Here is a 23323-nt window from a genome sequence, read left to right as displayed (position 1 = left end):
AGTGAACGAATCTTCAGCGCAGCAGGTCGGTTATTGAGATGGTAAGTCCTTTATCACCCGATAGCCGGAGGTTCAGATGAAAATCTTGTACGCAGGCATCATCGCACTGGGCAGCTTGTTTTCCGCGGTTGCGCTGGCCGACCAGGACATGATGAACACTCAGCCGCAAGGCACCAACATCCAGCAGGAAAAGAAAGGCGAGGGAATGGTTCGCGAGAACGAAGATGGCGGCGCCGACCCGAAAATGAAAGAGGAAATCCAGGAAGATTGGCGCGAGGATGCCGAGAAGCGCCGCGAGAGCGACGTCATGAAGCCCGAGCAGCGCGGCTGAGCAACCAGCTTCGTCAAAGCTCCAGCGGGTACGGCTGAACCAGCGCTTTACCGTAGCCGTCGATGAACTCCGGCGGCATGCGCTTGGGTTTCCCGCTGGAGAGCTCGATGCAAACGAAAGTCGTCTGCGCGCGCAGCAGCGTAGCGCCGTCGGCCGGTCGGATCAGCTGGAAATTGCGTTTCATCTTCAAACGCTGATCGGATTCGGAAATCCAGGTTCCCAACTGCAGCAGATCGCCTTCGTAGGCCGCGGCCAGATAATCGATCTCGTGCCGCAGCACCGCCATCGCCCGGTCGAGGCGGCGGTAGTCGTGGATGCCCAATCCCAGACTCTGCGAATGCTGCCAGGCACACCGCTCCAGCCAGGTTACATAGACCGCATTGTTGGCATGGCCCAGCTCGTCGATATGCTCGGACTGCACCTGCAGGTCGATGGTAAACGCGTCCGCCTGATCCCAGCTCATTCGTTGCAAGCCTCGTTGGCCGTTTGCGATGACCTATGAAACCGCAGCGGCCGCGACGAGTCACGCCTGTTGCTGCGAGCAATGACAAGACATTCAGCGCAGTGCGACTCATCCGACTTTTCGACCGCGCAAAACAAAAAGGGCCATCTCATGAAAGATGACCCCTTGAAGCCCAAAACGGGCAATAAAAATGGCGTCCCCTAGGGGACTCGAACCCCTGTTACCGCCGTGAAAGGGCGGTGTCCTAGGCCACTAGACGAAGGGGACGAAACCTTCGCAAACCTGCCGAACAATCAATCGACAAGCCGTGATTGGTGGAGCTAGACGGGATCGAACCGTCGACCTCTTGCATGCCATGCAAGCGCTCTCCCAGCTGAGCTATAGCCCCAGATTTATCGTCTCTCGACGCGCGATGTCGAACATCGCTTAATAATGGCGTCCCCTAGGGGACTCGAACCCCTGTTACCGCCGTGAAAGGGCGGTGTCCTAGGCCACTAGACGAAGGGGACGCAAACCCTTCAAGCGCAACCTGTATCGCTTATGCGGCAAATACAAGCTGGTGGCAATTCTGCTCTTCGAGATTGGTGGAGCTAGACGGGATCGAACCGTCGACCTCTTGCATGCCATGCAAGCGCTCTCCCAGCTGAGCTATAGCCCCATCTCGAGGACGGGGCGCATATTAGGGGCGCCCCCAAGTAGTGTCAACAACAATTTCGAACGGGCCGAAGTTTTTTTGGCATTAGGAACAACTACTTACCACCGACGAATGGTAACGCCACCACCTCGGGGCGATGCTGGTCACAAGCACCGCCCCTGCCCCGCACTCAGACAATCGACGCCGCGAGCTTCTCCCACTCCTTGGCTTCCTTCTTCGACGCGCCACCGAGCAACTCGAGTGCGTTGCGCAGGCGGAATCGCGTCAGATCCGGGCCGAGAATCTCCATCGCGTCGAGTACCGATACCGAACTGGCCTGCCCGGTGATGGCGGCGAACATCAGCGGCATCACATCGCGCAGCTTGAAGCCAAGATGTTCCGCCACCTGGGTGATGCACGCGGTGATGCGCTCCTTTTCCCACTGGCGCAGTGCTTCCAGCTTCCACAGAATCAGCTGCATGACCTGGCGCACCTGCGTCGCATCGAGCTTCTTGTGCGCGAACAATGCGGGGTCGAGCGGCAATGCACCGGAGAAGAAGAAGCCAGCCAATGGCGCAATCTGGCTGAAGGTTTCCACGCGCTGCTGCACGTGCGGCGCGATCTGCATCATGTACTGCGGATTGAATGCCCACTTCTGCACTTCGGCAGCGAACTGCTCGACCGGTAGTTCGCGCAGCCACTGGCCGTTCAGCCAGGAAAGCTTCTCCAGATCGAAGATCGGTCCGCCGAGCGATACGCGATGGATGTCGAAGTGCTCGATCATCTCGTTCAGAGTGAATTTCTCGCGCTCGTCAGGCATCGACCAACCCATGCGCCCGAGGTAGTTGAGCATCGCCTGTGGCAGAAAACCCATGCGCTCGTAGAAGGTCACCGAGGTCGGATTCTTGCGCTTGGAGAGCTTGCTCTTGTCGGGATTGCGCAGCAGCGGCATGTAGCACAGCTGCGGCTGCTCCCAGCCGAAGTACTCGTACAGCTTGATCAGCTTGGGCGCCGACGGCAGCCACTCTTCGCCACGCAGCACATGAGTGATGCCCATCAGGTGGTCATCGACCACGTTGGCGAGGAAGTAGGTCGGCAGGCCATCGGCCTTCATCAGTACCTGCATGTCCATGCGATCCCAGCCGATCTCGACGGCGCCGCGCAGCATGTCGTTGACCTGACACACGCCTTCGCTCGGCACCTTCATCCGAATTACATGGGATTCACCCGCAGCGATGCGACGCTGAGCTTCGGCCGGATCGAGGTGCATGCAATGGCCGTCATAACGCGGCGTTTCCTTGTTCGCCATCTGCTCGGCACGCACCTGATCCAGGCGCTCGCTGCTGCAGAAGCACGGGAACGCATGACCCTTGCTGACCAGCTCGTCCGAGTACTTCTTGTAGATCTCGCCGCGCTCGCTCTGCCGGTACGGGCCATGCGGACCGCCAACGTCCGGACCCTCGTCCCATTCGATGCCCAGCCAGCGCAGCGCATCGTAGATCTGCTGCTCGGATTCACGGGTCGAGCGCACCTGATCGGTATCCTCGATGCGCAAGATGAACTGGCCACCGTGCTGTCGGGCGAAGCACAGGTTGAACAGCGCGATGTAGGCAGTACCGACGTGGGGATCGCCGGTCGGAGATGGCGCGATGCGGGTGCGAACCGTGGTCATGAATGCTCTCGGACGGTAGGACATACGGAAAGGGGACGAATGTTAGCAGGCGCTGCGCAGCCGGCTCCAGCCGAACACCGGGAAGCAGAGCGAGAGCGTCCCGAAGGAGACGCTCCGGGACAGGCCGAAACGGTCGATCCGCCAGAATAGCTTGCTAGACCTGCAACAAGCGCTCGCGCAGCTTGTGAATCTCGTCGCGCGCCTCGGCGGCCGCCTCGAACTCCAGATCGCGCGCCAGACTCAGCATCTTCTCTTCCAGCTGACGAATCCGCTTGGTGATCTCGCTCGGCGAACGCAGTTCGTTCTCGTAACGCGCACTCTCCTCCGCCGCTTTCGCCTCGCCACGCCGCTTCTTGCTGCGCGAGCCTGGTACGGTTGCGCCTTCGAGGATGTCCTGCACGTCCTTCTTCACGCCCTTGGGCACGATGCCGTTGGCCTCGTTGAAGGCAATCTGCTTGTTGCGCCGCCGCTCGGTTTCGTCCATGGCGCGCTGCATGGACCCGGTGATGTTGTCGGCATACAAAATCGCGCGACCGTTGAGATTGCGCGCCGCGCGGCCGATCGTCTGGATCAGCGAGCGCTCTGAACGCAGGAAGCCTTCCTTGTCCGCATCGAGGATCGCCACCAGCGACACCTCAGGCATATCCAGGCCTTCGCGCAGCAGGTTGATGCCCACCAGCACATCGAAAGTGCCCAGCCGCAGGTCGCGGATGATCTCGACCCGCTCCACGGTATCGATGTCCGAATGCAGGTAGCGAACGCGCACATCGTGATCACCCAGGTAGTCGGTCAAGTCCTCGGCCATGCGCTTGGTCAGCGTGGTGACCAGCACCCGCTCCTCCTTGACCACGCACTTGCGAATCTCCGACAGCAGATCGTCGACCTGGGTCAGTGCAGGACGCACCTCGATCTGTGGATCGACCAGGCCCGTCGGACGCACGACCTGCTCCACCACGCGGCCAGCATGTTCGGCCTCGTAAGGTCCGGGTGTCGCGGAGACGAAGATGGTCTGCGGGCAGATCGCCTCCCATTCGTCGAAGCGCATCGGCCGGTTATCCAGCGCCGATGGCAGCCGGAAGCCATACTCCACCAGGGTTTCCTTGCGCGAGCGGTCGCCCTTGTACATCGCGCCGACCTGCGGCACCGAAACGTGGGACTCGTCGATCACCAGCAGCGCGTCGGCCGGCAGGTAGTCGAACAGCGTCGGTGGCGGCTCGCCGGCATCGCGCCCGGACAGATAGCGCGAGTAGTTTTCGATGCCGTTGCAGTAACCCAGCTCCATAATCATTTCCAGATCGAAACGCGTGCGCTGCTCAAGCCGCTGCGCCTCCACCAGCTTGTTCTGACTGCGCAGGTAATCGAGCCGCTCGCGCAGCTCGTCCTTGATCTTCTCTATCGCGTCGAGCAGGGTTTCCCGCGGCGTCACGTAGTGGCTCTTGGGATAGAAGGTGAAGCGCGGCAGCTTGCGGATGACCTCCCCGGTCAGCGGATCGAAGGCCGACAGGCTCTCCACCTCATCATCGAACAGCTCGATGCGCACCGCTTCGAGATCCGATTCCGCCGGGAAGATGTCGATCACGTCGCCGCGCACACGGAAGGTCGCACGAGCGAAATCCATGTCGTTGCGGGTGTACTGCAGTCCAGTCAGCCGGCGCAGCAGCTCGCGCTGATCGAGCCGATCACCTCGATCGACGTGCAGGACCATCTTCAGGTATGACTGCGGATCACCCAGACCGTAGATGCACGACACAGTGGTGACGATGATCGCATCCGGGCGCTCCAGCAGCGCCTTGGTTGCCGACAGACGCATCTGCTCGATGTGATCGTTGATCGATGCATCCTTCTCGATGAAGGTGTCCGACGACGGCACATAGGCTTCCGGCTGGTAATAGTCGTAGTAGGAAACGAAATACTCGACCGCATTGTTCGGGAAGAACGCCTTGAACTCACCATAGAGCTGCGCGGCCAGCGTCTTGTTTGGCGCCAGCACCAGCGTAGGCCGCTGCACATGGGCGATGACGTTGGCGACGCTGAAGGTCTTGCCCGAGCCCGTAACGCCCAGCAGCGTCTGGTGCGACAACCCCGCCTCGATGCCTTCGATCATCTGCCGAATGGCCTCCGGTTGATCGCCGGCCGGCTTGAAACGGGTGACCAGTTCGAACTTGGACATTTCGCCTCTCTAGGTAACATGTGCGAGCTTGACAGCCGGACTTTCGAACAGCCATCCAGCGGTTTGGCACGACAGCCAGCGGATCCTGGAATCCGCCACCAGCGATGGGCGCGCAGAGCCGAGAAACCGCCCATCTTTCCAGTACGCAAAACGCACCGAAAGTGATCAGAAAACCTCGGTAGCATATCGCAGGCAACAGGCTTGACCGCTATACTACCGCCCCGTTTGCGCATCACCCTGCGCGCCGACGCGAGGGTGGTGAATCTAGTCACTCTTCTCTTTCGAGCCCCCTCACCATGAGTTTGTTCTCTGCTGTCGAAATGGCGCCGCGCGATCCTATCCTCGGCCTCAATGAAGCCTTCAACGCCGACACGCGGCCGAACAAGGTCAACCTCGGTGTCGGTGTCTACTACAACGAAGAAGGTCGCATTCCACTGCTGCGCGCCGTGGTCGAGGCGGAGCATGCCCGCATCGCTGCCCACGCGCCCCGCGGCTATCTGCCGATCGAGGGCATTGCCGCTTATGATGCTGCCGTACAGAAGCTGCTGTTCGGCAACGATTCTCCGCTGATCGCCGAAGGCCGGGTGGTGACTACCCAGGCGCTGGGCGGAACCGGCGCACTCAAAGTCGGCGCAGACTTCCTCAAGCGCCTGCTGCCGGACGCCGTGGTAGCCATCAGCAACCCGAGCTGGGAAAACCATCGCGCGCTGTTCGAGTCGGCCGGTTTCCCGGTCCAGAGCTACAGCTACTATGACGCGAGCAATCACGGCATCGATCGCGCCGGCCTGCTGCAGGACCTGAAGAACCTGCCACCCCGCTCCATCGTCGTGCTGCACGCCTGCTGCCACAACCCGACCGGCGTCGATCTGAACCTGGATGACTGGAAGCAGATTCTCGACGTGCTGCGTGCCCAGGATCACGTGCCGTTCATCGACATCGCCTACCAGGGCTTCGGCGACAGCATCGAAGAGGACGCCGCCGCCGTGCGCCTTTTCGCCGAGTCGGGCATGACCTTCTTCGTTTCGAGCTCGTTCTCCAAGTCTTTCTCGCTGTACGGCGAACGCGTCGGCGCGCTGTCGATGGTCACCCAGAGCCGCGAGGAGTCGGCTCGCGTACTGTCGCAGGTCAAGCGCGTGATCCGCACCAACTATTCCAACCCGCCGACCCACGGCGCCACGATCGTCTCCGCGGTGCTCAACAGCCCGGAACTGCGCGCCATGTGGGAAGCCGAGCTGGGCGAGATGCGCAGCCGCATCCGCGAGCTGCGCCTGAGCATGGTCGAGCAATTGGCGGCCAAAGGCGCGAAGACGGACTTCAGCTTCGTTGCCGCCCAGCGCGGCATGTTCTCCTACTCCGGCCTCACGGCCGAGCAGGTCGAGCGACTGCGTGTCGAGTTCGGCGTCTACGCCATCAGCACCGGTCGAATCTGCGCCGCCGCACTGAACCGCAACAACATCGGTCACGTCACTGACGCCATCGTTCAGGTGCTCTGACTCCAGCCGCCCGGGACCCTCTCAGACCCCGGGCGCGGCGCCGTTCCTAGCGGCGCAAAGGGTTGACTTCTCTTTTGCAAACAGTAGGATACGCACCGTTGTTCCGCGATAGCTCAGTCGGTAGAGCAAATGACTGTTAATCATTGGGTCCCTGGTTCGAGTCCAGGTCGCGGAGCCAAATTTCAAAGCCTCGGTTGATACCGGGGCTTTTTTATTGCCGCTGGACTCTCACCAGGGACTGCGTCCCAGGTTATTCGCTTCGCTCACCCCTTCGGGGCCGCGCTGAAGCGCGTTCAGCTTCGCTGTCGAGTCCAGGTCGCGGAGCCAAATTTCAAAGCCTCGGTTGATACCGGGGCTTTTTTATTTCCGCTGGACTCTCACCAGGGACTGCATCCCAGGTTATTCGCGTCCTACTCGGTCAGCGGTTCGCCCAGCCGCTGACGCCACCAGCCCTGCGCCACAACCGAGCAGCCCCAGCCCAGCAGCACGCCCAACACATTGGCCAGCATGTCCCAGCGCGAGGCGGTCCGATAAGGCAGCATGCCCTGCCCGACCTCGATCGACAGTGCCGCAATAACTGTCAGACCCAGCCCCCACAGGAATGGCACCCGCGGGAACGCCAGACGAAGGGTGAACGCCAGCGCGGCGAAACCCAGCAGATGATGCAGCTTGTCTTGCTGATCGAACAGCTGCGGTACCGGTTCCGGCTTCAAGCCGTTGAACAGGACGAGCGCCAGCACGATCAGAAAGGGCAGCATTCGCATATAGGGCATCAGGTGGCGTCTCTCACGTCAAGGGATCAAACAGAACAGAGGGAAACACCCTCACCGCGACCTCTGACCCGGGAAAGACCATAAAGATCAACGCGTCAGCCGAGCGGCGTTATTCAGCAGAGCGGCACAAACAAAAATGCCCGCATCCTTCGATGCGGGCATCAGCAAAGCCTACGCGGTCAGACCGGGCCTTAGGCCTCGGTCTTGCCGACAGCAGACTTGATCAGGGTCTGCAGCTCGCCGTTCTCGAACATCTCGAGGATGATGTCGCTGCCACCGACCAGCTCACCATTCACCCACAGCTGCGGGAAGGTCGGCCAGTTGGCATAGGTCGGCAGGCTGGCACGAATTTCCGGGTTCTGCAGGATGTCGACATAAGCGAACTTCTCGCCACAGCCCATTACCGCCTGGGTCGCGCGAGCGGAAAAACCGCACTGCGGGGCGTTGGGCGAACCCTTCATGTAAAGCAGCACCGGGTTGTTGGCGATCTGTTCTTTGATGGTTTCGATGATATCCATGGAGTACCTCGGCTAGACACGGTTGCCGCGCATTGTAACGGAAAAAGCGTGGGAAAGCCGAGCGGAGGACTCGGCTTTGTTGCGGCGCAAAGGCCGTCAGCACGGCGATTCAGCCCACCGGAGGCCGTGGGCTGCGGATTTGCGCCTATGCTCGCTTTCTGGATAAGATCGCGCCTTTCCCGTTTCGTCGCTCCCCGTGCGACCCCCAGTCGTCGGTCCCCTTTTTCTGTCGAAAAGCACTGGATCGCGCTGCGGCAATAAAGGTAGTTGATATGAGCGCAAGGCATTTTCTCTCACTGATGGACTGCACGCCCCAGGAGCTGAACAGCCTGGTCCGCCGCGGCATCGAGCTGAAGGATCTGCGCGAGCGCGGCGTCCTGTTCGAACCCCTGAAGAATCGCGTGCTGGGCATGATCTTCGAGAAGGCCTCGACCCGCACCCGGCTGTCGTTCGAAGCCGGCATGATCCAGCTCGGCGGCCAGGCGATCTTCCTGTCCCCGCGCGACACCCAGCTCGGGCGTGGCGAGCCGATCAGCGATTCGGCCATCGTCATGTCCCGCATGCTCGATGCGGTGATGATCCGCACGTTCGCCCACTCGACCCTCACCGACTTTGCCGCCAACTCGAGCGTGCCGGTCATCAACGGTCTTTCCGATGACCTGCACCCCTGCCAGCTGATGGCCGATATGCAGACCTTCCATGAGCACCGCGGCAGCATCGCCGGCAAGACGGTGGCCTGGATCGGCGACGGCAACAACATGTGCAATACCTATATAGAAGCCGCCATCCAGTTCGACTTCCAGCTCAAGGTCGCCTGCCCCGAGGGCTACGAGCCCGACGCCGAACTGATGGCGCGCGCCGGTGATCGCGTCCAGGTAATGCGTGATCCGCGCGAAGCGGCTGCAGGCGCACACCTGATCAGCACCGACGTCTGGGCCTCCATGGGCCAGGAAGACGAAGCCGCAGCGCGCCTGGCCACGTTCCGCCCCTATCAGGTGGACCGCGCTCTGCTCGATTGCGCGGCCGAGGACGTGCTGTTCATGCATTGCCTGCCGGCCCACCGCGGCGAGGAGATCAGCCACGACCTGCTCGACGATCCGCGCTCCGTGGCCTGGGATCAGGCCGAGAACCGCCTGCATGTACAGAAGGCGCTGCTGGAGTTTCTCGTCGAGCCGGCCTACCACCACGCATGAAACACGAGCCGCCGCTGCTGCAACTGCGTGACCTGGCCTGCGGCTACGGCGAGCAGAGCATCGTCCAGCACCTCAACCTGCATCTGAACCGCGGCGACATCGGCTGCCTGCTGGGCCCGTCCGGTTGCGGCAAGACCACTACGCTGCGTGCCATCGCCGGCTTCGAGCCGGTGCACCAAGGCGAAATCCACCTGGCGGAGTCGGTCATTTCCCGCTCGGGCTTTACCCTGGCGCCGGAGAAGCGCCGCATCGGCATGGTCTTTCAGGACTACGCGCTGTTTCCCCATCTGACCGTGGCGGAAAACATTGCCTTCGGGATTCGCAAGCAGCCTGACTGCTCGCGAATCGTCTCCGAGATGCTCGAACTGGTGCACCTGGCCGCCCTTGGCAGACGCTATCCGCACGAGCTCTCCGGGGGACAGCAGCAGCGCGTCGCACTGGCCCGCGCCCTGGCGCCCGAGCCTGCACTTTTGCTGCTGGACGAGCCGTTCTCCAACCTCGACGTCGAACTGCGTCGGCGCCTCAGCCATGAGGTGCGCGAGATCCTCAAGGCACGCAACACCAGCGCCATTCTGGTTACCCACGACCAGGAAGAAGCCTTCGCCGTCAGCGATCAGGTCGGCGTGTTCAAGGACGGTCGCCTGGAGCAGTGGGACACCCCGTTCAACCTTTACCACGAACCGCTGACGCCCTTCGTGGCCAGCTTTATCGGCCAGGGCTATTTCATCCGAGGGCAGCTGCTAGACCCGGAAACCGTGCAGACCGAACTCGGTGTGATTCGCGGCAACCGCGCCTACACCTGGCCGGCAGGCAGCTCGGTGGATGTGCTGCTGCGCCCGGATGACATCGTCTACAAGCCGGACAGCCCGCTGCGGGCGCTTATCGTCGGCAAGACCTTCCTCGGCGCGTCGACGCTGTACCGGCTGCAGCTGCCCACCGGCAATCAACTGGTGGCGATCTTCACCAGCCATGCGGACTACCCCACCGGGCAGGAAGTCGGCATCGCCATCGCCGCCGACCATCTGGTGGTATTTCCGGCACAGGGCAGCGTCGCCGCCCATGAAACGCTGCAGCCGACAACAGCGGCGCGCTAACCCTTCTGCCGGCGCTGGCGGAAGAACTCGCTGAGCACCATCCCGCACTCCTCGGCCAGCACACCACCCTCGACCAGCACCCGGTGGTTGAGAAAGCCCTGATCGAAAAACTGGCCGCGACTGACAACCACGCCGGCCTTCGGCTCGGTGGCGCCATAGACGACGCGCTGGATCCGCGAATGCACGATCAGACCGGCACACATGCTGCACGGCTCCAGCGTGACGTAGAGCGTCACGCCGGGTAGCCGATAGTTCTGCAGCACCTGCGCCGCATCCCGCACCGCGACCATTTCCGCATGCGCACTGGGGTCGTGTCGGGAGATCGGGCAGTTGAAGCCGCGCCCAATGATCTGCCCATCCTGCACCAGCACAGCGCCGACCGGCACCTCTCCCAACGCAGCGCCCTGCGCCGCCAGCGCCAGGGCTTCGCGCATGAAGCGCTCGTCCTGGCTGCGGTCGATGATCTGCGGCTTCCTCACTGCCCTACTCCGCCCTGTCTCATACCACCTCGATCGCTGCCATCAACCCGGTTTCCATGTGGTCGATGACATGACAGTGAAACATCCAGACACCCGGATTATCGGCGACCAGCGCGATACGGGCCGTCTCGTTCTTGCCCAGCAGGTAGGTATCGGTGAACCACGGATCGATCTTGCGGCGATTGGACGAGATCACCTTGAAGGTCATACCGTGCAGATGAATCGGATGCTGGTACTGACTGAGGTTGCGCAGCTCGAAGATGTAATGGCCATCCTTTTTCAGCGTCGCAATCGGGCGATCGGCACAGGTCTTGTCGTTGATGTCCCAAGCCTCGCCGTTGATCTGCCAGAAGGTATAGGCGCCGCCCTGCGCGGCGTCTGTCGACAAGGTACCGGCCCACTCGAAGTTGAAGCGCAGCGTTTCCGCGCGCTGCAGATCCGGCTCCGCCACGGGATTGGCCGGCAACGCCGGCGGCCAGTCGCCGGCGACTTCGTCATGCGCCACCGAGCGCAGCGTCGCCAGCCGTAGCGGACCATTGCGCAAGGACAGCTCCATGCCGGCCTCCGGCACCTTCAGCGCCAGGTCGATACGCATGCCCGGACCGAGCCAGTACTCCTTGCCCAGCGGCATCGGAACGACCGGATGTCCATCGAGCGCATAGATGCGCGCCTCGCTATCTGGCAGGTTCAGGCGATAGGTCAGGGTGTTGTCGAGATTCAGCAGCCGCAGCCGCACGACCTGCCCGGCCGGCAAATCAAGCGTGGGCGCATGTGTGCCATTCACCGTCGACAGCACGCCCGGCGTACCGCCACGGGCCGCCTCGCGCGGCACGCTGAATTCGGTGAACGCCCCCTGCTTGTCGACATGCCAGCTTTTCAGGTTGAGCGTGCGCTCGTGCCTGAAACCGCTTGGTTCGCGCTCCTCGACAATCAGCGGACCGACCAGCCCGCGACCCAGCTGCGCGGCACTGCTGGTGTGCGGGTGATACCAGAAGCTGCCGGCATCGTGCAGCTGGAAGCGATAGTCGAAGAACTCGCCGGGCAACACCGGCAACTGCGATACGTAGGGCACGCCATCCATTTCCAGCGGCAGACGAATGCCATGCCAATGGATGGTGGTGGGCTCGGGCAGATTGTTGATGAAGCGCACCCGCAGCCAGTCGCCCTGACGGCCACGCAGCTCCAGGCCAGGCGCTTGCCCACCATAGGCCCAGGCAGGCGTGACGTGACCGGGCACCAGCTCCACGTCCAGCGGGGCGGCAATCAGTTCGTAGTCATGAGTGGTGATGTCGGCCGGGCGACCGAGCCAGTAGCGCGCGCCACTGCCGGCGAAGCCGACAACACCAAGACCGGCCAGGCCGGTGAGAATCTGTCTACGGGTAAAGGACATGCATGGGCTCCAGCCAGTCCGAGTTGATGGGCCCATCAGGCTCGACGCGCCCCTCTGCGGAGGCTGCGCATAGCATGAGGGCAGCCTGGGCTGCCCTCATTGCTTCAGATCATTCCCACTCAATCATCAATAGGTCGCCTAAACCCGCATGGTTAAAGGGACAAATTTAATCGATATAGGTTTTACCGTCACATTTACCGCCATTCCGCCAGCATCTATATTGCGCGGTGATGGAGCTATTCGAACAGTGAAGACTTAGCGGTCGCCGGCAATTTTAGCCGTCTTTAGCATCCTTGACCAATGCCGTCGGATGCGGCAAAACCAGAGCCTTTACGCACAATCCGGGGTTGGGCGGGTTTATTGAAGTTTGTTGACGCATGGTGATCCGCTTGCAAGGACTAAATAACTGTCTCGCTTGAAATAGTCGACATAATCGCCCTTAACTTAATGATTAGAAAACTTGTTCATGGCATGTGTGCAGTTCCCTAGCCTGTTAGCCACTAACATTCGCATCATCCCATCTCCTGAACCAGTCGCTCCATTTCTTGAGCGAATTGAGGCTGGCATATGTGAAAACCCTGCACCACTGCGCAGTCTGCTTCTTCCAACCATTCAAGCTGCTCACCAGTCTCAACGCCCTCGGCGGTAACCGTGAGCTCCAAGGCCTCCGCGAGCCCAACGATTGCCTTGATGATCAAACGGTCATTAGCAGAACTTAGCGCGTTGCCAATGAAGCTGCGATCTATCTTCAACCCGTCGAACGGATAACTTCGTAGGTAATTGAGCGAAGAATAGCCCGTACCGAAGTGGTCCATGGTCAGGCGTACGCCTAATTCCTTGAGCGCATTGAGGGTTGCTAACGCACCTGCGGACTCATCCAGCAAAATGCTCTCGGCAACCTCCAGCTCAAGCCGCGAGGCAGCCAGACCGGCTTCCGTCAGTGCCCGCTGAACATCCAGTCGGAGGTCGCTCTGACGGAACTGGACAACGGACAGGTTGACTGACACGCAGATATGCTCGGGCCAGCGTGCTGCTTCGTTGCAGGCCTCATTTAACACCCATCGTCCGAGCGGAACGATGAGCCCGGTTTCCTCCGCTAGGTCAATGAAGTGCGCCGGGCCGAGCAACCCCTTCAGTGGGTGCTGCCAGCGCACCAGTGCTTCAGCTCCGATGATGTGCATACCATTTGTTCGATAGCGCGGCTGATACTGAAGCGCCATTTCCCCCATAGCCATGGCTTGCCGCAGGTCCATCTCAAGCTGTCGTCTTTGTAATAACCGCTGGTTCATTTCGCTGGCGTAGAACCGCCACGTGGCACGTCCATCTTCCTTGGCCTGATAGAGCGCAATGTCCGCACAGCGCAACAGCTCGTTCGCCTCGGTCGCGTCCTGCGGCGCAAGCGCAATACCGATGCTTCCGCCGACGAAGATGTTCTGGCCTTCGTATACGATCGGTTGTTTGATCTGATCGATAAGGCGTACACAAAGCGCCTCAATGCTTTCCTGGGAGCTTATGCCATCAAGTACCATGATGAATTCGTCGCCGCCAAGCCGAGCGACGAGGTCTTCGTTGCGCGTACAGTTAAGCAAACGGAGCGACATTTCCTGGAGCACCAGATCGCCTGCAGCGTGCCCAAGGGTGTCATTTACTGGCTTAAATCGATCCAGGTCCAGACTGATCATTGCCAACGGCCTATTGGCTCCCAGCTTGCCGGCCAGAAAACTGTGCAAGTTGTTACGATTGGGCAGGCCAGTCAGAGCGTCGTGCATGGATAGATGCTCTACCTGCGTCTGCGCTTTTACCTCCTCGGTGATGTCGCTGGCGGTACCTCTGTAACCGGCACATTTCCCGTCCGCCATGATCGGCCGCGACGCCAGGCGACAGATCCGAACGTCACCGTTACGGTCCGAATACTTGCAACGCAAGGGTTTTCTGCTCTGTGTCTGTAACCACAGCGCGATACCCTGCGTATCAGCCTGAAGCAGCTCATCTAGCGGGCGTCCCAGCCATTGGCTGGCTTTGAATTCGGTGACGCGTTCAAACCGTTCGGAGAGGTATATCAACCTCAAGCGCTCATCGGTTTCCCACAACCAGTCCGATGCAGCCTCGGCGATATCACGAAAGCGCTTCTCACTACTAGCAAGGCTTGCCTGGCTGACCGTAAGCGCCGAGTGACTATCTTCAAGGCGTCGCGATGCCCTCACCGCATCAAGGGCGATCAACCCTATTAGAAGAAGCATTAATACCGCAGAGGAGCCGACTATCGGTAGCAGCCCTTCAAGCATCTCATGACCGAACTCAGGAGCCGACCAGCCGAAGATTACCGAGGCGCCCGCCAGGTCGGTGAGCGCTAGGCTGCCATCTTCTGATATCGCACCACCCTCACCTTGGCCAATTAAATGTAAATCGATCAGTCCGTATTGGAAGCCGAGCCGCAGCAGTTCGTCCGGATCCAGCAAATCAATCAGAACCAAGGTGGTGCCGGAAGCCCGTCTCAGGGCGACCTGATCCTCAGGCAAAGCATTTGCCGCAGCAGCGAGCACCAACGTGTCATCGAGCCGCAGAATTCCACCTGTCAACGCATCGGGGCCACCCCGCCGGGCTTGCTCTAACAGCCCATCCAACCCAACGCCGAGCCGCTGAAGCAGATCGCTGTCCCGCACTGCCTCGGAAGTGAGCGCCTGAGTTTTTTCGACGCCGGAGCCAAACACCATAAGGGCATCGAAATCGAGGCTGTAAAAAAGCACGTCTGGAGCCGCCATCTTAGCTCGCGATTGCGGATCGGTTGAGGCGTTATTGAGCGTGACGAATGCGGCCATTCCCTGCCGAAGCATGGCCTGTCTGTGACTTAACGCCTTCTCTATCAAGAAATGGCTGTGCTCGATCACGTTACGGTCAAGCGTATCGGTCATTCGCTTAACGGAATAGGAGAGCGGATACACCGAAGCCTGATCGATGGTGCCGCGGAACAACTCAACGTACTCAAGCAACCGATGTTTGCTGTCCATGAACAGCGCTGCGAACACCTCGTGCTCGAAACCGACCAGCTTGGTACTCAGGTAATCTTTGACCACTTCCGGTGCGTCAAACAGCGCCCCGCGCTGGTACTTCTGATCAATCGCCTGACGCGCCACGCTCAGGATCTGATCTACAGATGCCGGCAGGTAGCGCCCCTGTGCATCACGCACCAGCAGCATGGCATCGAACGAGGAAAAGGAAAGTTGCGACATGGTCGTGCTCCGGTTGCTCGGGCGGAATTGCCCGGAACCGGCGCCAGCACGGCGCAGCGCAGCTGTCAGGGGTCACTGACGGCCGCCAGGACGCCAGCGTGCAAAGCACGCGCCGCCCTTGACGGCGAGAACGCCGTGATACGGTAAAGGGAACAGCAAGACCGCCCCCTCACTCCACCCATGCCACGGATCGGGGCAAGCGGAGCGCGCAGGCCCTCAAGGGCCGGAGACGTCAGGGATCAAAGCCGGATGGCCGCGACTCGGCACGAGGCGAGGGGCGCAGCCCGCGAGCCCGACGGCGGATCGCCGGATGCCTCAAAATGGGAATCCCTCAGACAACAGAGCGAAAACGTGAGGTCGGACGGCAGAACATCATTTAGCAGCTTTCGGCCAGAAGCGGCTGTTGAGAACCCGCAGAATTTCAGCCCAAAGTAGCCAGATCTGAGCCAAGCTGAGTAGAGATCATGGCAGCTCTTTAGCTTGCTCGCGCTGAGCGACGCTGGCGAGACACTGCTCGATGAACTGAAGCTCCTGATCAAGCTCGCCGGCACGCTTTTCCAAAGCTTTTAAAGCTGATTGATGCTCCTTCTGCACCTCTACTGGTGCTTTAGCGAGCCCTGCTAACTTCCTCTGGCTTCTCTCGATCTTCTCATTAAGTTCGGCAAGGTACTTCTCCCCGGACTCCTTTTTCCTCGCCGGGAAGAGCTGGCACTCCAAGAAGCGGATGGCATCGTAGATTCTCAATACCTCACTGCTGGTCTTGGAGTGCACAAAGTTCAGGCTGCCCTCGTCGAAGGCGTGATGCTCCTGGTTCTGCCCAGTCCAGTTGACCAAGTCATTCTTGATGAGATTGAAGTGCGACAGGTCGTAGTCGATGAAAGTCTCCACCAACGAGAAGGTGTGCTCTAGGCTGACCTGCAGATACATGCTCTTCTTCAACTGCCACTTGTTGAAGTTGGCCGTGACTGTGACGCCGTTTTCAATGCAAAACTCAAGCACCATGGATTCGAACCAAATACGGCAATAAAGCAATGCCTGACGGACGTCGAAGACCGACAGCGCCACGTAGACTTTCTTCTGGAAACCACCCTCGTGATCAATCACCACGATGCCCTTGTTCGTGTAGCTGAGCACGTGGCTAGTATGCTGATCGCACTGAGGGTGACGGTCGGCGATGATGCAGAATCGTTCCCAGAAGAGGCGGTCATGGGTGGTGACGACCATTTGGATCCGGCGCAGGTAAGCGTCGCTGAAGAACAGGTCGATAATGTTCGATCGGTGATCGGTGTCGATCGCATTGACGACGTCATCAAAGACGATGAGCGGGAAGTTGTTTTTCTCAGCCATCGCCAGGAGGATTGACAGGCCCAATGCTCGCAGATGCCCTTCGCTGAGCACAGCAAACGCATCGAGCAATGATCCATCCACGTTGGTGATCTTGATCCGGTAGTTATCCGCCTGCCGGTCGAAGCTCAACGACGCGATCTGCTCATGGTCATCGTCGTGATTGTTGATAGCGCGGTAGTACTCGGCTGCCTTGGCTTCGATCCCGGTGATTCGCGCTTTCTCCAGCTCGAGCTTGTAATCCAGCAGATCGCGGTACAGCGTTCGGTACTCAGCCTCGAGATCTTTGAGCAGCTGGTTGAAGCGACTGTTATCGACTGCGTCGTTGAGCAAGGCTGCTTTTTGCCTTACCAATTCTGCCATCTGACCGTTGCAGGCTTTGAACTCGCTCTCCGCACGCGTTTTACGGTCGAACAGTTGCTTCAATGAATCATCAATCGCTTTCAGTTGCACCACCCGTGCTTCAAGGCGGGCTGCCTGGGCTTCTGCCTGGCCAACCTCCCGGTACTTGCGCTCACAGTTTCGCAGGTAAGCCTCGATCTGATCGGCACGCTCGGCGCAGAGTTTCAGGAATGAGTCGAGAACTGACGGAGCCACCTCCGAGCGATCGGTAGCGGCATGAAATTCTGCAAGCACCGCTTCTAACTCGTCCATCCTCAGCTGGCAGGGTACGTCGGCGTACTCATTGCCCTTCACAGCGCCGATTCCCGTGGCAACTCGTGATGCCCAGAGCGCGATCCGCGCGTCATTTCGCAGCCTGGATTGCTTCAGGGATTCCAGTGCACCCAACGCCTTGATCTGCTCTCGCGCCCTCTCGAATGGGTTCACTGTCACCTTGTCGAGGGGCGTCAGGCATGCAGGGCAAGTTGCCCTCGACTGCAGCTCGACAGCTTCCAAGGCCTCGAAAACGGCGCGATAATTGACCTCGCTGGCCCTCTGCAGAAATACCATCTCGATATCGGCTCTGCGGTGGAGCAAGCGCTGAGCGATAGTACAGACGCGCCTCACCTGCTTCAGCGGGATAGCGAATGGAGCTTTGGCGGCTCGAAGGCGCTCAGCTCCACGGATATGCATTTCTATTGTTTTTCGAAGCCGCAATACCTTGGGGCGAATCTCAAAGTCTTGATCTGACCGCAGCCCAAGCAGCTCGCAGATTTGGGAAATTGATACCCAAAGGTCTGCCCTATGCTTACGCCTCTGCTGGCCCAGGCTGCTGCAAGTGTGCTCCAGAGTTTTCAGAGCCTCGGCTTGGTCGGCACGCATGAGGGGCTTGAGCGAGAAGCTTTCAGGCCTGACGAACCGTGCAATGACCTCTTGGAGTTCTTCCAAGCCAAACAGGGTCGCCAGGACATCACTCTCGATACTGCCGGTGTCCTTGGAACCCAGCAGGGAAAACTCCTGAAGGCGGTTACGGTCTATGAAGCAACTCGACCAACTTATGCTTGGTTTGACCGGAAGCTTGTCCGCTCCCTTCAGCAAGAGCTCGTGCCGAATGTCTCCCCGGGCGATGTACTGCCTAAGCTTGGTCTTGCGCCTAGACGCTTCCTTGATGTCTCCTGTGGTGCCGAACTCCAACGCCTCGCACAAGGACGATTTACCACCGCCATTGGGCGCGTAGAAGACATTTTTCAACTTGCTGAAGCGGATGAAAGAGCCGTTGTCGTCAGGGCCAAACTCTCCGAAGCCTCGGAAGTTTTTCACGCGAAGGTAGTCCAAAGCTCCAAGGCCGGAAGGCGGTATCCGATCCAGTTCCGGCTTGTTGTCGAGCACCTTTTTGAAGCGAGAGGCGATGCGCTGATAGTTGCGCCCCAGCAGATGGTCGGCTGCCGCGGTGATGTGCGTTTTGATATGGTCGGAATAGCGCCCCTTGCTTTGGTTCGCCTGGTACATGCACCAGAGCAGCACGAGGTATGCGTCAGTGCGCTCTTCAAGATGCTGCCTTGCAAAACTCAAAAGGTACTGGCTCATCGCGCCCTCCTCCCTGAAGCGCATGATCGTAGCCGGACTGAAATCAGAAAACCATCACAGCTAGGCCAACCTTCGCTAATGTGGAGCGCTGCCGATCTGAACCTGGTACCACACCTGATAAGCCGACGGATGCCGCAGCTAATCTTTGGAGAGGCCGCTAATGGCGGTAGCCATCAGTCACAACGGGCTTCAGTAGGCTAAGAAGGAAGCATTCAAGCCAGTGGCTGATATAAACCGCGATGGTGGTACGTTGATATGTCTCCGAGGTAATCTCATCGGTCACAAGTTGGAGAGAGACCGCATGGATGTCGTCGATCGGATTGAGCGCGCAAGAATCAAAGCGTTTTACAAGCTGCTTGTGGATCGGCTTGGCCCAGATGTCTGGGCCGAGCGCAAAGCCGACTATGTGAAGCGCATCCGAGAGAAGGAGTCGAGTTTCGACATCAGGCTGCCGATAGAGTCCCAGCTCTTCATACCCGCAGACGATGACATCGACTGGTACATCCTCGCGTCATACCTAGCCCATGACTTCCCCTATAGCGACTCCGCCTACAGCAGCAGGCGTGTTTACACCTATGCCATGGCCATAGGAGCTGTTGCTCATCTGCTTCGCGTCGTGCCCAACGTAGAAGCTGTTCTAGACAAGATGCTGGCGAACAACAATCAGCCAGAGAAGCAGTTATTTGAGCTGCTGACCGCCGCGTTCTACTTGAAGAACGGCTATGAGGTTTCTTTTATCCCCGAAAACAGCATCACTTGGCCTGATGGGAAAAAGAGATCGCCAGACCTGCTCGTCAAAATGGGCGAGGAAGAGCTCTACGTCGAATGTAAACGGGCGGATAAACAAACGAAGTACTCACGGACCGAAGAGGAAGCCTGGACAAACATATGGACTCAGTTGAGCCGTCACATGCTCAAGGCCGCGCCTTGGTGCACCGTTGACCTAACTTTCCATGATCAGGTCGCCGATGTGTCAACGGGCGAGGTGATCAAATTGGTGGACCTAGCCATCAAAGCTAGAGGGGAAAAGGTAAGGGCTGGGTCAGTCAGCGGTCAAATACGAGCTATCGACAAGAAGAGCCTCAAGCGCCACTACTTAAAATTCTCCGTCAGGCCCAATAGCCCTCAGCACGAGCTGCTGGTATTCGGCGATGTGGACAGCAATGAAAAGCGAAGCATCGCGACCATCGGTGCACGGGTCATTCGTCCGGGTAGCAACAATGACTTCCTCAATATGTTCGTCAAAGACGTTGGCTGCTGCGTAGGCGCCCAATGGTGCTGTGAGCATGATAAGTCGCTTTCTCTACGCTCTAAGCACTTCAAGGGTCTAGTCAACGATGGCGTGACCCAGATTCCTCCAGACCGCCCTGGTGTTGTGCACGTCTGGTATGAGACTCGAGATGGAGTGGAAATCGAGGAGCTACGCCGGGACAAGAACATCGACAACATCTCCAACTACGACGCCTCTGAGACAACGGTGCTTGGGGTCTTCGTGCACGCCGTCAATTACTACCCGTTCGAGGACACCTACGAGTGGGCCGAAACGGTACAAGATTTTGCCCGCGTGCCTGACTTGGCTGTTCTCTTCCCTTTCCAGACCTTGATGCTCGCCTCTGGCCCGGCAGAAGCCGTGGAGGGCACGACTCACTGGGCACAAGACAAAGCTGCAAAAGTCCCGCAGTGACGGGGGCCGTCTCAAGAAATGCTGCGGCTACTGGGCAAACCTTCTTTTGAGTAATTTCAAGTATGAGCCGTAAGTTTGAAGGGCCTGAATGAATCGCCCCTAGTTTCATAGATGTCTTCAAGCCTCAAGGATGGTCTGCTCAGATCCTGTGAGACCGTCCGCTATCTGGCCGGCAGCTGCCCATAGGCACCCTTAACCGAAGACCAAGCTCTCCTTCATAGCTCTACTCATTCCACCTACCGCTTAGGTGATCATAATGCTCAAATCGGGCTCACACCAAATCAAGGCGTGAGGGCGTAGATGATTGATCTGCTAAACATGCTGCGCTACAAGAGCGAGAGCACTGATATTGACTTCAAATCTGCCCAGTACCGTTTCAATAGCGGCACTGAGGCCGATAAATCAGAGCTGCTCAAGGACATTCTCGCAATCGCCAACTCCTGGCGCGAAGGCACTGGCTACATCCTTTTAGGGTTCAAGGATCAGCGCCCCCACCCTGCTGAAGTTGTCGGCATCCAAGACAGCATCGACGACTCTCGGATACAGCAGTTCGTGAACAGCAAGGTGAAGCCGAAGCTGACGTTCCGCTACGAGGAGCACGTTTACGAGGAGAAGACCATCGGCGTCATCATCATCCCAAAGCAGAAGCGGCCATTTTACCTCGCAAGCCCTTACGGCAAGCTTAAAAGCAATGTGGTGTATGTCCGCCGAGGTAGCAGCACTGACGAAGCAGAGCCGGTCGAGACCATCGCGATGGCAAATGAGGATAGCGGTCGTGGCGATCTGAGAATCGAGCTGTCCCTACTGACTCCCGGGAACGAAGAACTCCCCAATAGCTTTGCTCACACCTACTTGCATTTCACCGAGAAATTTCCGGACTTCGAGAAACCACGCAAGCCCCGTGGCCCGTTTGATCCGCCCGAGTTTATAGGCCTTGATAGAGACAACAATGATTTCTGGCGGGAGCACGGCGAGTACACGCGCGTGAACGAAGCATGCATTGCAATGCGACTCGTGCTGACCAATCGATCCAGCGTACAGCTGTCCAACTCCAAGCTTGAGGTAACCGTAGAAGCTCTTGACTCCCAAGCGGTTCACATGATCGCTGGACGCGATTTACCCGACGAGCCAAAGCCTACGTGGAACATAGCCAATCTCGCATCCGTACAGGAGGTATTGGCCAAAAAAGATGTCAGCCTGGAGGTAGATGAAAGCGGCCCAACCCCGGTATGCCACATTCGCCTTGGGTCTCTCTTACCAGGGGAGCAGGGTAGATCGGAATTACTTGCGATTCTCCCGCAAGCCCCTGGCAGATTGCGCCTCCATCTGCGCATCCTAGGCGGCGAGCTGGCCACACCGATTGAAGAAGAGCACTTAATAGAGACAACAGGCGAGGTTCTCTCGCTGGACTTTGAAGGCTACAAGAGATTCTTCCTAGCGGAGCGAGCTAGGTGCAGATAAGAACGATACGAAAGCCGTGGAGGGGAAGAACCCCGTTATTACTGGTACAAATCAGCGAGGTGCCTTACAACTGCAGCTTCTGCTGAGTCGCCATGTTCCAAGGAGGAGCTTGTTTTGGTTGAGGCTGCGGTTGTTGAGCGCGTTCTCTGCGTAGTGGACAGATGTCTGAAAAGCCAGTTTCCTGACGACTACTACAAGCGATGTATGTATGCGTCGTTCGGGGTGCACAGGCTGCTGCAGACCCAAGGTTACAGCCCTGTAATCGTGGGCGGAAATTTTGGGGCCTTTGTCGTATCGCGAGATCAACGCACGGCTTCGATCCAGGGGTACGCATCCGGCTCTGGCGAGCATTCCCACTATTGGGTCGAGCTAGATGGCTCCATCATTGACCTGGCAACTTACTACTTGCCAATCGAGTCCAGCTTCCAGGCCTGCGAGGTGCCAGCGGTGTTTTGGAATGCGAGCTACCCGTTACCTAAAGGGCTGATCTATAGCCCGGCTGTCCGCTACCCGTCGTCGGATATCTCGCATCTGGCGCCGCATATCATCGAAAAGATGGAGCCTTTCCTTGCCGCATGCCACGCCCGAATGGCGAAACCGCTGGCGAAGCCAAAAATTGGAAAGTGGCTTGTTACTACGCCCTCATCCATCCAAAAAGCGGCCAGCAAGGGTGATCCGTGGGCACGAGCGGTGATTCGATATGAATCTATGTCTGCGCAAAACCTCTCCATCGGATGAGCGGATTATCTCCACCGTCAGTGAGGAGCATTGGCAAAAGGCAGTGTTTGGGTAATTCGCCTAAGCGCAAGGAGGCGGATATATGAACCGACGTAGACCGAAATCCTTTGCTCAATGGGCAATTGGATTTGTAGGCACAGTGATCACCGCGCTGATTATCTATCAGCTGCGTATCCATATAGCCGAGAACAGGCTCGAGCGCGATTTATCCGGCATAGAGAGGCAGTTGCATCACAACCTCATCCCTCAATCACCAGCGATTCACACCAACTTTCTCCCGAAGAAGTCGCAGCCCGCCAAGAGGCTGCTCGTCGACAAGCCGAGATAGAAAGAAGACTCGCAGCAGAGCATGCGAGAGCCGCAGCTGAAGAGCGGCGGAAGGAAGGTGCCTGGTCCAAGTACTTCACCCCGACACAGCGCTGCCTGCTTCCAGAATCTCAGCGCATGGTAGAGGTTTGTCAGGCCAACGAGGCCAAACTCCGAGCCAGATTCGAAGCCAATTGGGCTGCTGGTAACCGCATATGAGCCGCATGCATTAAATTAACGAGTCAGATGACCGCTTCTGGCCCAGAGCGTGTAAAAACGCTGCAAGCCGGTGTTCGGTGCGCGGCGATCCCTGTCGGCTGACTGACAACGCTGGTCGTCGCCCACAGAGCGCATTAGTAGCGGCCAGGACGTGTCTCGACCC

The 23323-nt window shown here is 58.9% G+C and carries 17 protein-coding genes and 5 tRNA genes; 9 read left to right on the top strand and 13 right to left on the bottom strand.

What is annotated here, in order from left to right:
• The first annotated feature begins 76 nt into the window (after positions 1-76).
• A complete protein-coding gene (locus CW305_RS01165) occupies positions 77-331 on the top strand; it encodes a hypothetical protein (protein ID WP_042924450.1) in 255 nt (84 codons plus the stop codon).
• A 13-nt stretch (positions 332-344) separates the two neighbouring features.
• Here CW305_RS01165 and CW305_RS01160 read toward each other — a convergent pair whose 3' ends face one another.
• The 7 genes from CW305_RS01160 to uvrB all read right to left on the bottom strand — a co-directional run bounded on the left by CW305_RS01160 (position 345) and on the right by uvrB (position 5270).
• Positions 345-794 carry an acyl-CoA thioesterase gene (locus CW305_RS01160; protein ID WP_104096884.1) on the bottom strand — a complete coding sequence of 150 codons (450 nt, stop codon included), beginning with the start codon at positions 792-794 and terminating at the stop codon, positions 345-347.
• 191 nt (positions 795-985) lie between these two features.
• Positions 986-1061: transfer RNA gene (locus CW305_RS01155), tRNA-Glu, on the bottom strand.
• A gap of 45 nt (positions 1062-1106) precedes the next feature.
• Positions 1107-1182, bottom strand: a tRNA-Ala gene (locus CW305_RS01150).
• A 45-nt stretch (positions 1183-1227) separates the two neighbouring features.
• Positions 1228-1303, bottom strand: a tRNA-Glu gene (locus CW305_RS01145).
• 73 nt (positions 1304-1376) lie between these two features.
• Positions 1377-1452: transfer RNA gene (locus CW305_RS01140), tRNA-Ala, on the bottom strand.
• A gap of 166 nt (positions 1453-1618) precedes the next feature.
• A complete protein-coding gene (gene gltX / locus CW305_RS01135) occupies positions 1619-3100 on the bottom strand; it encodes a glutamate--tRNA ligase (RefSeq protein WP_102832467.1) in 1482 nt (493 codons plus the stop codon).
• 154 nt (positions 3101-3254) lie between these two features.
• Complete coding sequence (gene uvrB / locus CW305_RS01130; protein ID WP_104096883.1) at positions 3255-5270, bottom strand: excinuclease ABC subunit UvrB; 2016 nt, start codon at positions 5268-5270, stop codon at positions 3255-3257.
• A 296-nt stretch (positions 5271-5566) separates the two neighbouring features.
• On the opposite strand from uvrB, the gene CW305_RS01125 reads away from it, so the two are divergent.
• Together CW305_RS01125 and CW305_RS01120 are read left to right on the top strand one after the other, a co-directional pair.
• A complete protein-coding gene (locus CW305_RS01125; protein WP_031297299.1) occupies positions 5567-6763 on the top strand; it encodes an amino acid aminotransferase in 1197 nt (398 codons plus the stop codon).
• Positions 6764-6865: 102 nt separating this feature from the next.
• Positions 6866-6941 (top strand) — tRNA-Asn (locus tag CW305_RS01120).
• A gap of 232 nt (positions 6942-7173) precedes the next feature.
• Here the strand turns inward: CW305_RS01120 and CW305_RS01115 are convergent.
• Together CW305_RS01115 and grxD are read right to left on the bottom strand one after the other, a co-directional pair.
• The gene (locus tag CW305_RS01115) at positions 7174-7536 is read right to left on the bottom strand and encodes a VanZ family protein (protein WP_104096882.1); all 363 of its coding nucleotides are present in this window, start codon (positions 7534-7536) and stop codon (positions 7174-7176) included.
• A 191-nt stretch (positions 7537-7727) separates the two neighbouring features.
• Positions 7728-8054 (bottom strand): Grx4 family monothiol glutaredoxin, encoded by a 327-nt coding sequence (gene grxD / locus CW305_RS01110; RefSeq protein WP_014819496.1) that lies wholly within the window; start codon positions 8052-8054, stop codon positions 7728-7730.
• A 272-nt stretch (positions 8055-8326) separates the two neighbouring features.
• Between grxD and argF the strand changes: the two genes are divergently transcribed.
• Complete coding sequence (gene argF / locus CW305_RS01105) at positions 8327-9247, top strand: ornithine carbamoyltransferase (protein WP_014819495.1); 921 nt, start codon at positions 8327-8329, stop codon at positions 9245-9247.
• Positions 9244-10341, top strand: a complete 1098-nt coding sequence (locus CW305_RS01100; protein WP_101274640.1) for an ABC transporter ATP-binding protein — start codon at positions 9244-9246, stop codon at positions 10339-10341. The genes argF and CW305_RS01100 overlap by 4 nt, the downstream gene beginning before the upstream one ends.
• Here CW305_RS01100 and tadA read toward each other — a convergent pair.
• From tadA to CW305_RS01080, 4 genes are all read right to left on the bottom strand, one after another.
• Complete coding sequence (gene tadA, locus CW305_RS01095) at positions 10338-10820, bottom strand: tRNA adenosine(34) deaminase TadA (protein WP_014819493.1); 483 nt, start codon at positions 10818-10820, stop codon at positions 10338-10340. The genes CW305_RS01100 and tadA overlap by 4 nt on opposite strands.
• Before the next feature lie 19 nt (positions 10821-10839).
• Positions 10840-12210: a multicopper oxidase family protein gene (locus CW305_RS01090; RefSeq protein ID WP_104096881.1), complete on the bottom strand. Its 1371-nt coding sequence runs from the start codon at positions 12208-12210 to the stop codon at positions 10840-10842.
• A gap of 512 nt (positions 12211-12722) precedes the next feature.
• A complete protein-coding gene (locus CW305_RS01085; protein WP_104096880.1) occupies positions 12723-15440 on the bottom strand; it encodes an EAL domain-containing protein in 2718 nt (905 codons plus the stop codon).
• Between the two features lie 462 nt (positions 15441-15902).
• On the bottom strand, positions 15903-18752 hold the full coding sequence (locus CW305_RS01080; protein WP_104096879.1) for an AAA family ATPase: 2850 nt from the start codon (positions 18750-18752) through the stop codon (positions 15903-15905).
• A gap of 301 nt (positions 18753-19053) precedes the next feature.
• Here CW305_RS01080 and CW305_RS01075 point away from each other — a divergent pair, with 301 nt between their 5' ends.
• The 4 genes from CW305_RS01075 (at position 19054) to CW305_RS01060 (ending at position 22963) form a co-directional block, all read left to right on the top strand.
• On the top strand, positions 19054-20436 hold the full coding sequence (locus CW305_RS01075) for a hypothetical protein (protein ID WP_104096878.1): 1383 nt from the start codon (positions 19054-19056) through the stop codon (positions 20434-20436).
• A gap of 300 nt (positions 20437-20736) precedes the next feature.
• Complete coding sequence (locus CW305_RS01070; protein WP_104096877.1) at positions 20737-21897, top strand: AlbA family DNA-binding domain-containing protein; 1161 nt, start codon at positions 20737-20739, stop codon at positions 21895-21897.
• A gap of 114 nt (positions 21898-22011) precedes the next feature.
• The gene (locus tag CW305_RS01065; RefSeq protein ID WP_104096876.1) at positions 22012-22635 is read left to right on the top strand and encodes a hypothetical protein; all 624 of its coding nucleotides are present in this window, start codon (positions 22012-22014) and stop codon (positions 22633-22635) included.
• An 82-nt stretch (positions 22636-22717) separates the two neighbouring features.
• Positions 22718-22963 (top strand): hypothetical protein, encoded by a 246-nt coding sequence (locus CW305_RS01060; protein WP_104096875.1) that lies wholly within the window; start codon positions 22718-22720, stop codon positions 22961-22963.
• The last annotated feature ends 360 nt before the right edge of the window (positions 22964-23323 follow it).

The organism is Stutzerimonas kunmingensis (genome assembly GCF_002929225.1).
Lineage (GTDB): Bacteria > Pseudomonadota > Gammaproteobacteria > Pseudomonadales > Pseudomonadaceae > Stutzerimonas.
The sequence above is the reverse complement of the archived record's forward strand: the minus strand, read 5'-3'. Positions and strand labels throughout refer to the sequence as shown.

Excerpts from the sequence above, each read along its gene's own strand:
- grxD (WP_014819496.1), bottom strand. The coding sequence starts at position 8,054 with ATGGATATCATCGAAACCATCAAAGAACAGATCGCCAACAACCCGGTG.
- CW305_RS01070 (WP_104096877.1), top strand. The coding sequence starts at position 20,737 with ATGATTGATCTGCTAAACATGCTGCGCTACAAGAGCGAGAGCACTGAT.
- CW305_RS01100 (WP_101274640.1), top strand. The coding sequence starts at position 9,244 with ATGAAACACGAGCCGCCGCTGCTGCAACTGCGTGACCTGGCCTGCGGC.
- CW305_RS01085 (WP_104096880.1), bottom strand. The coding sequence starts at position 15,440 with ATGTCGCAACTTTCCTTTTCCTCGTTCGATGCCATGCTGCTGGTGCGT.
- CW305_RS01075 (WP_104096878.1), top strand. The coding sequence starts at position 19,054 with ATGGATGTCGTCGATCGGATTGAGCGCGCAAGAATCAAAGCGTTTTAC.
- uvrB (WP_104096883.1), bottom strand. The coding sequence starts at position 5,270 with ATGTCCAAGTTCGAACTGGTCACCCGTTTCAAGCCGGCCGGCGATCAA.
- CW305_RS01080 (WP_104096879.1), bottom strand. The coding sequence starts at position 18,752 with ATGAGCCAGTACCTTTTGAGTTTTGCAAGGCAGCATCTTGAAGAGCGC.
- CW305_RS01125 (WP_031297299.1), top strand. The coding sequence starts at position 5,567 with ATGAGTTTGTTCTCTGCTGTCGAAATGGCGCCGCGCGATCCTATCCTC.
- CW305_RS01165 (WP_042924450.1), top strand. The coding sequence starts at position 77 with ATGAAAATCTTGTACGCAGGCATCATCGCACTGGGCAGCTTGTTTTCC.
- CW305_RS01115 (WP_104096882.1), bottom strand. The coding sequence starts at position 7,536 with ATGCCCTATATGCGAATGCTGCCCTTTCTGATCGTGCTGGCGCTCGTC.
- gltX (WP_102832467.1), bottom strand. The coding sequence starts at position 3,100 with ATGACCACGGTTCGCACCCGCATCGCGCCATCTCCGACCGGCGATCCC.
- CW305_RS01090 (WP_104096881.1), bottom strand. The coding sequence starts at position 12,210 with ATGTCCTTTACCCGTAGACAGATTCTCACCGGCCTGGCCGGTCTTGGT.
- CW305_RS01160 (WP_104096884.1), bottom strand. The coding sequence starts at position 794 with ATGAGCTGGGATCAGGCGGACGCGTTTACCATCGACCTGCAGGTGCAG.
- CW305_RS01060 (WP_104096875.1), top strand. The coding sequence starts at position 22,718 with ATGAACCGACGTAGACCGAAATCCTTTGCTCAATGGGCAATTGGATTT.
- argF (WP_014819495.1), top strand. The coding sequence starts at position 8,327 with ATGAGCGCAAGGCATTTTCTCTCACTGATGGACTGCACGCCCCAGGAG.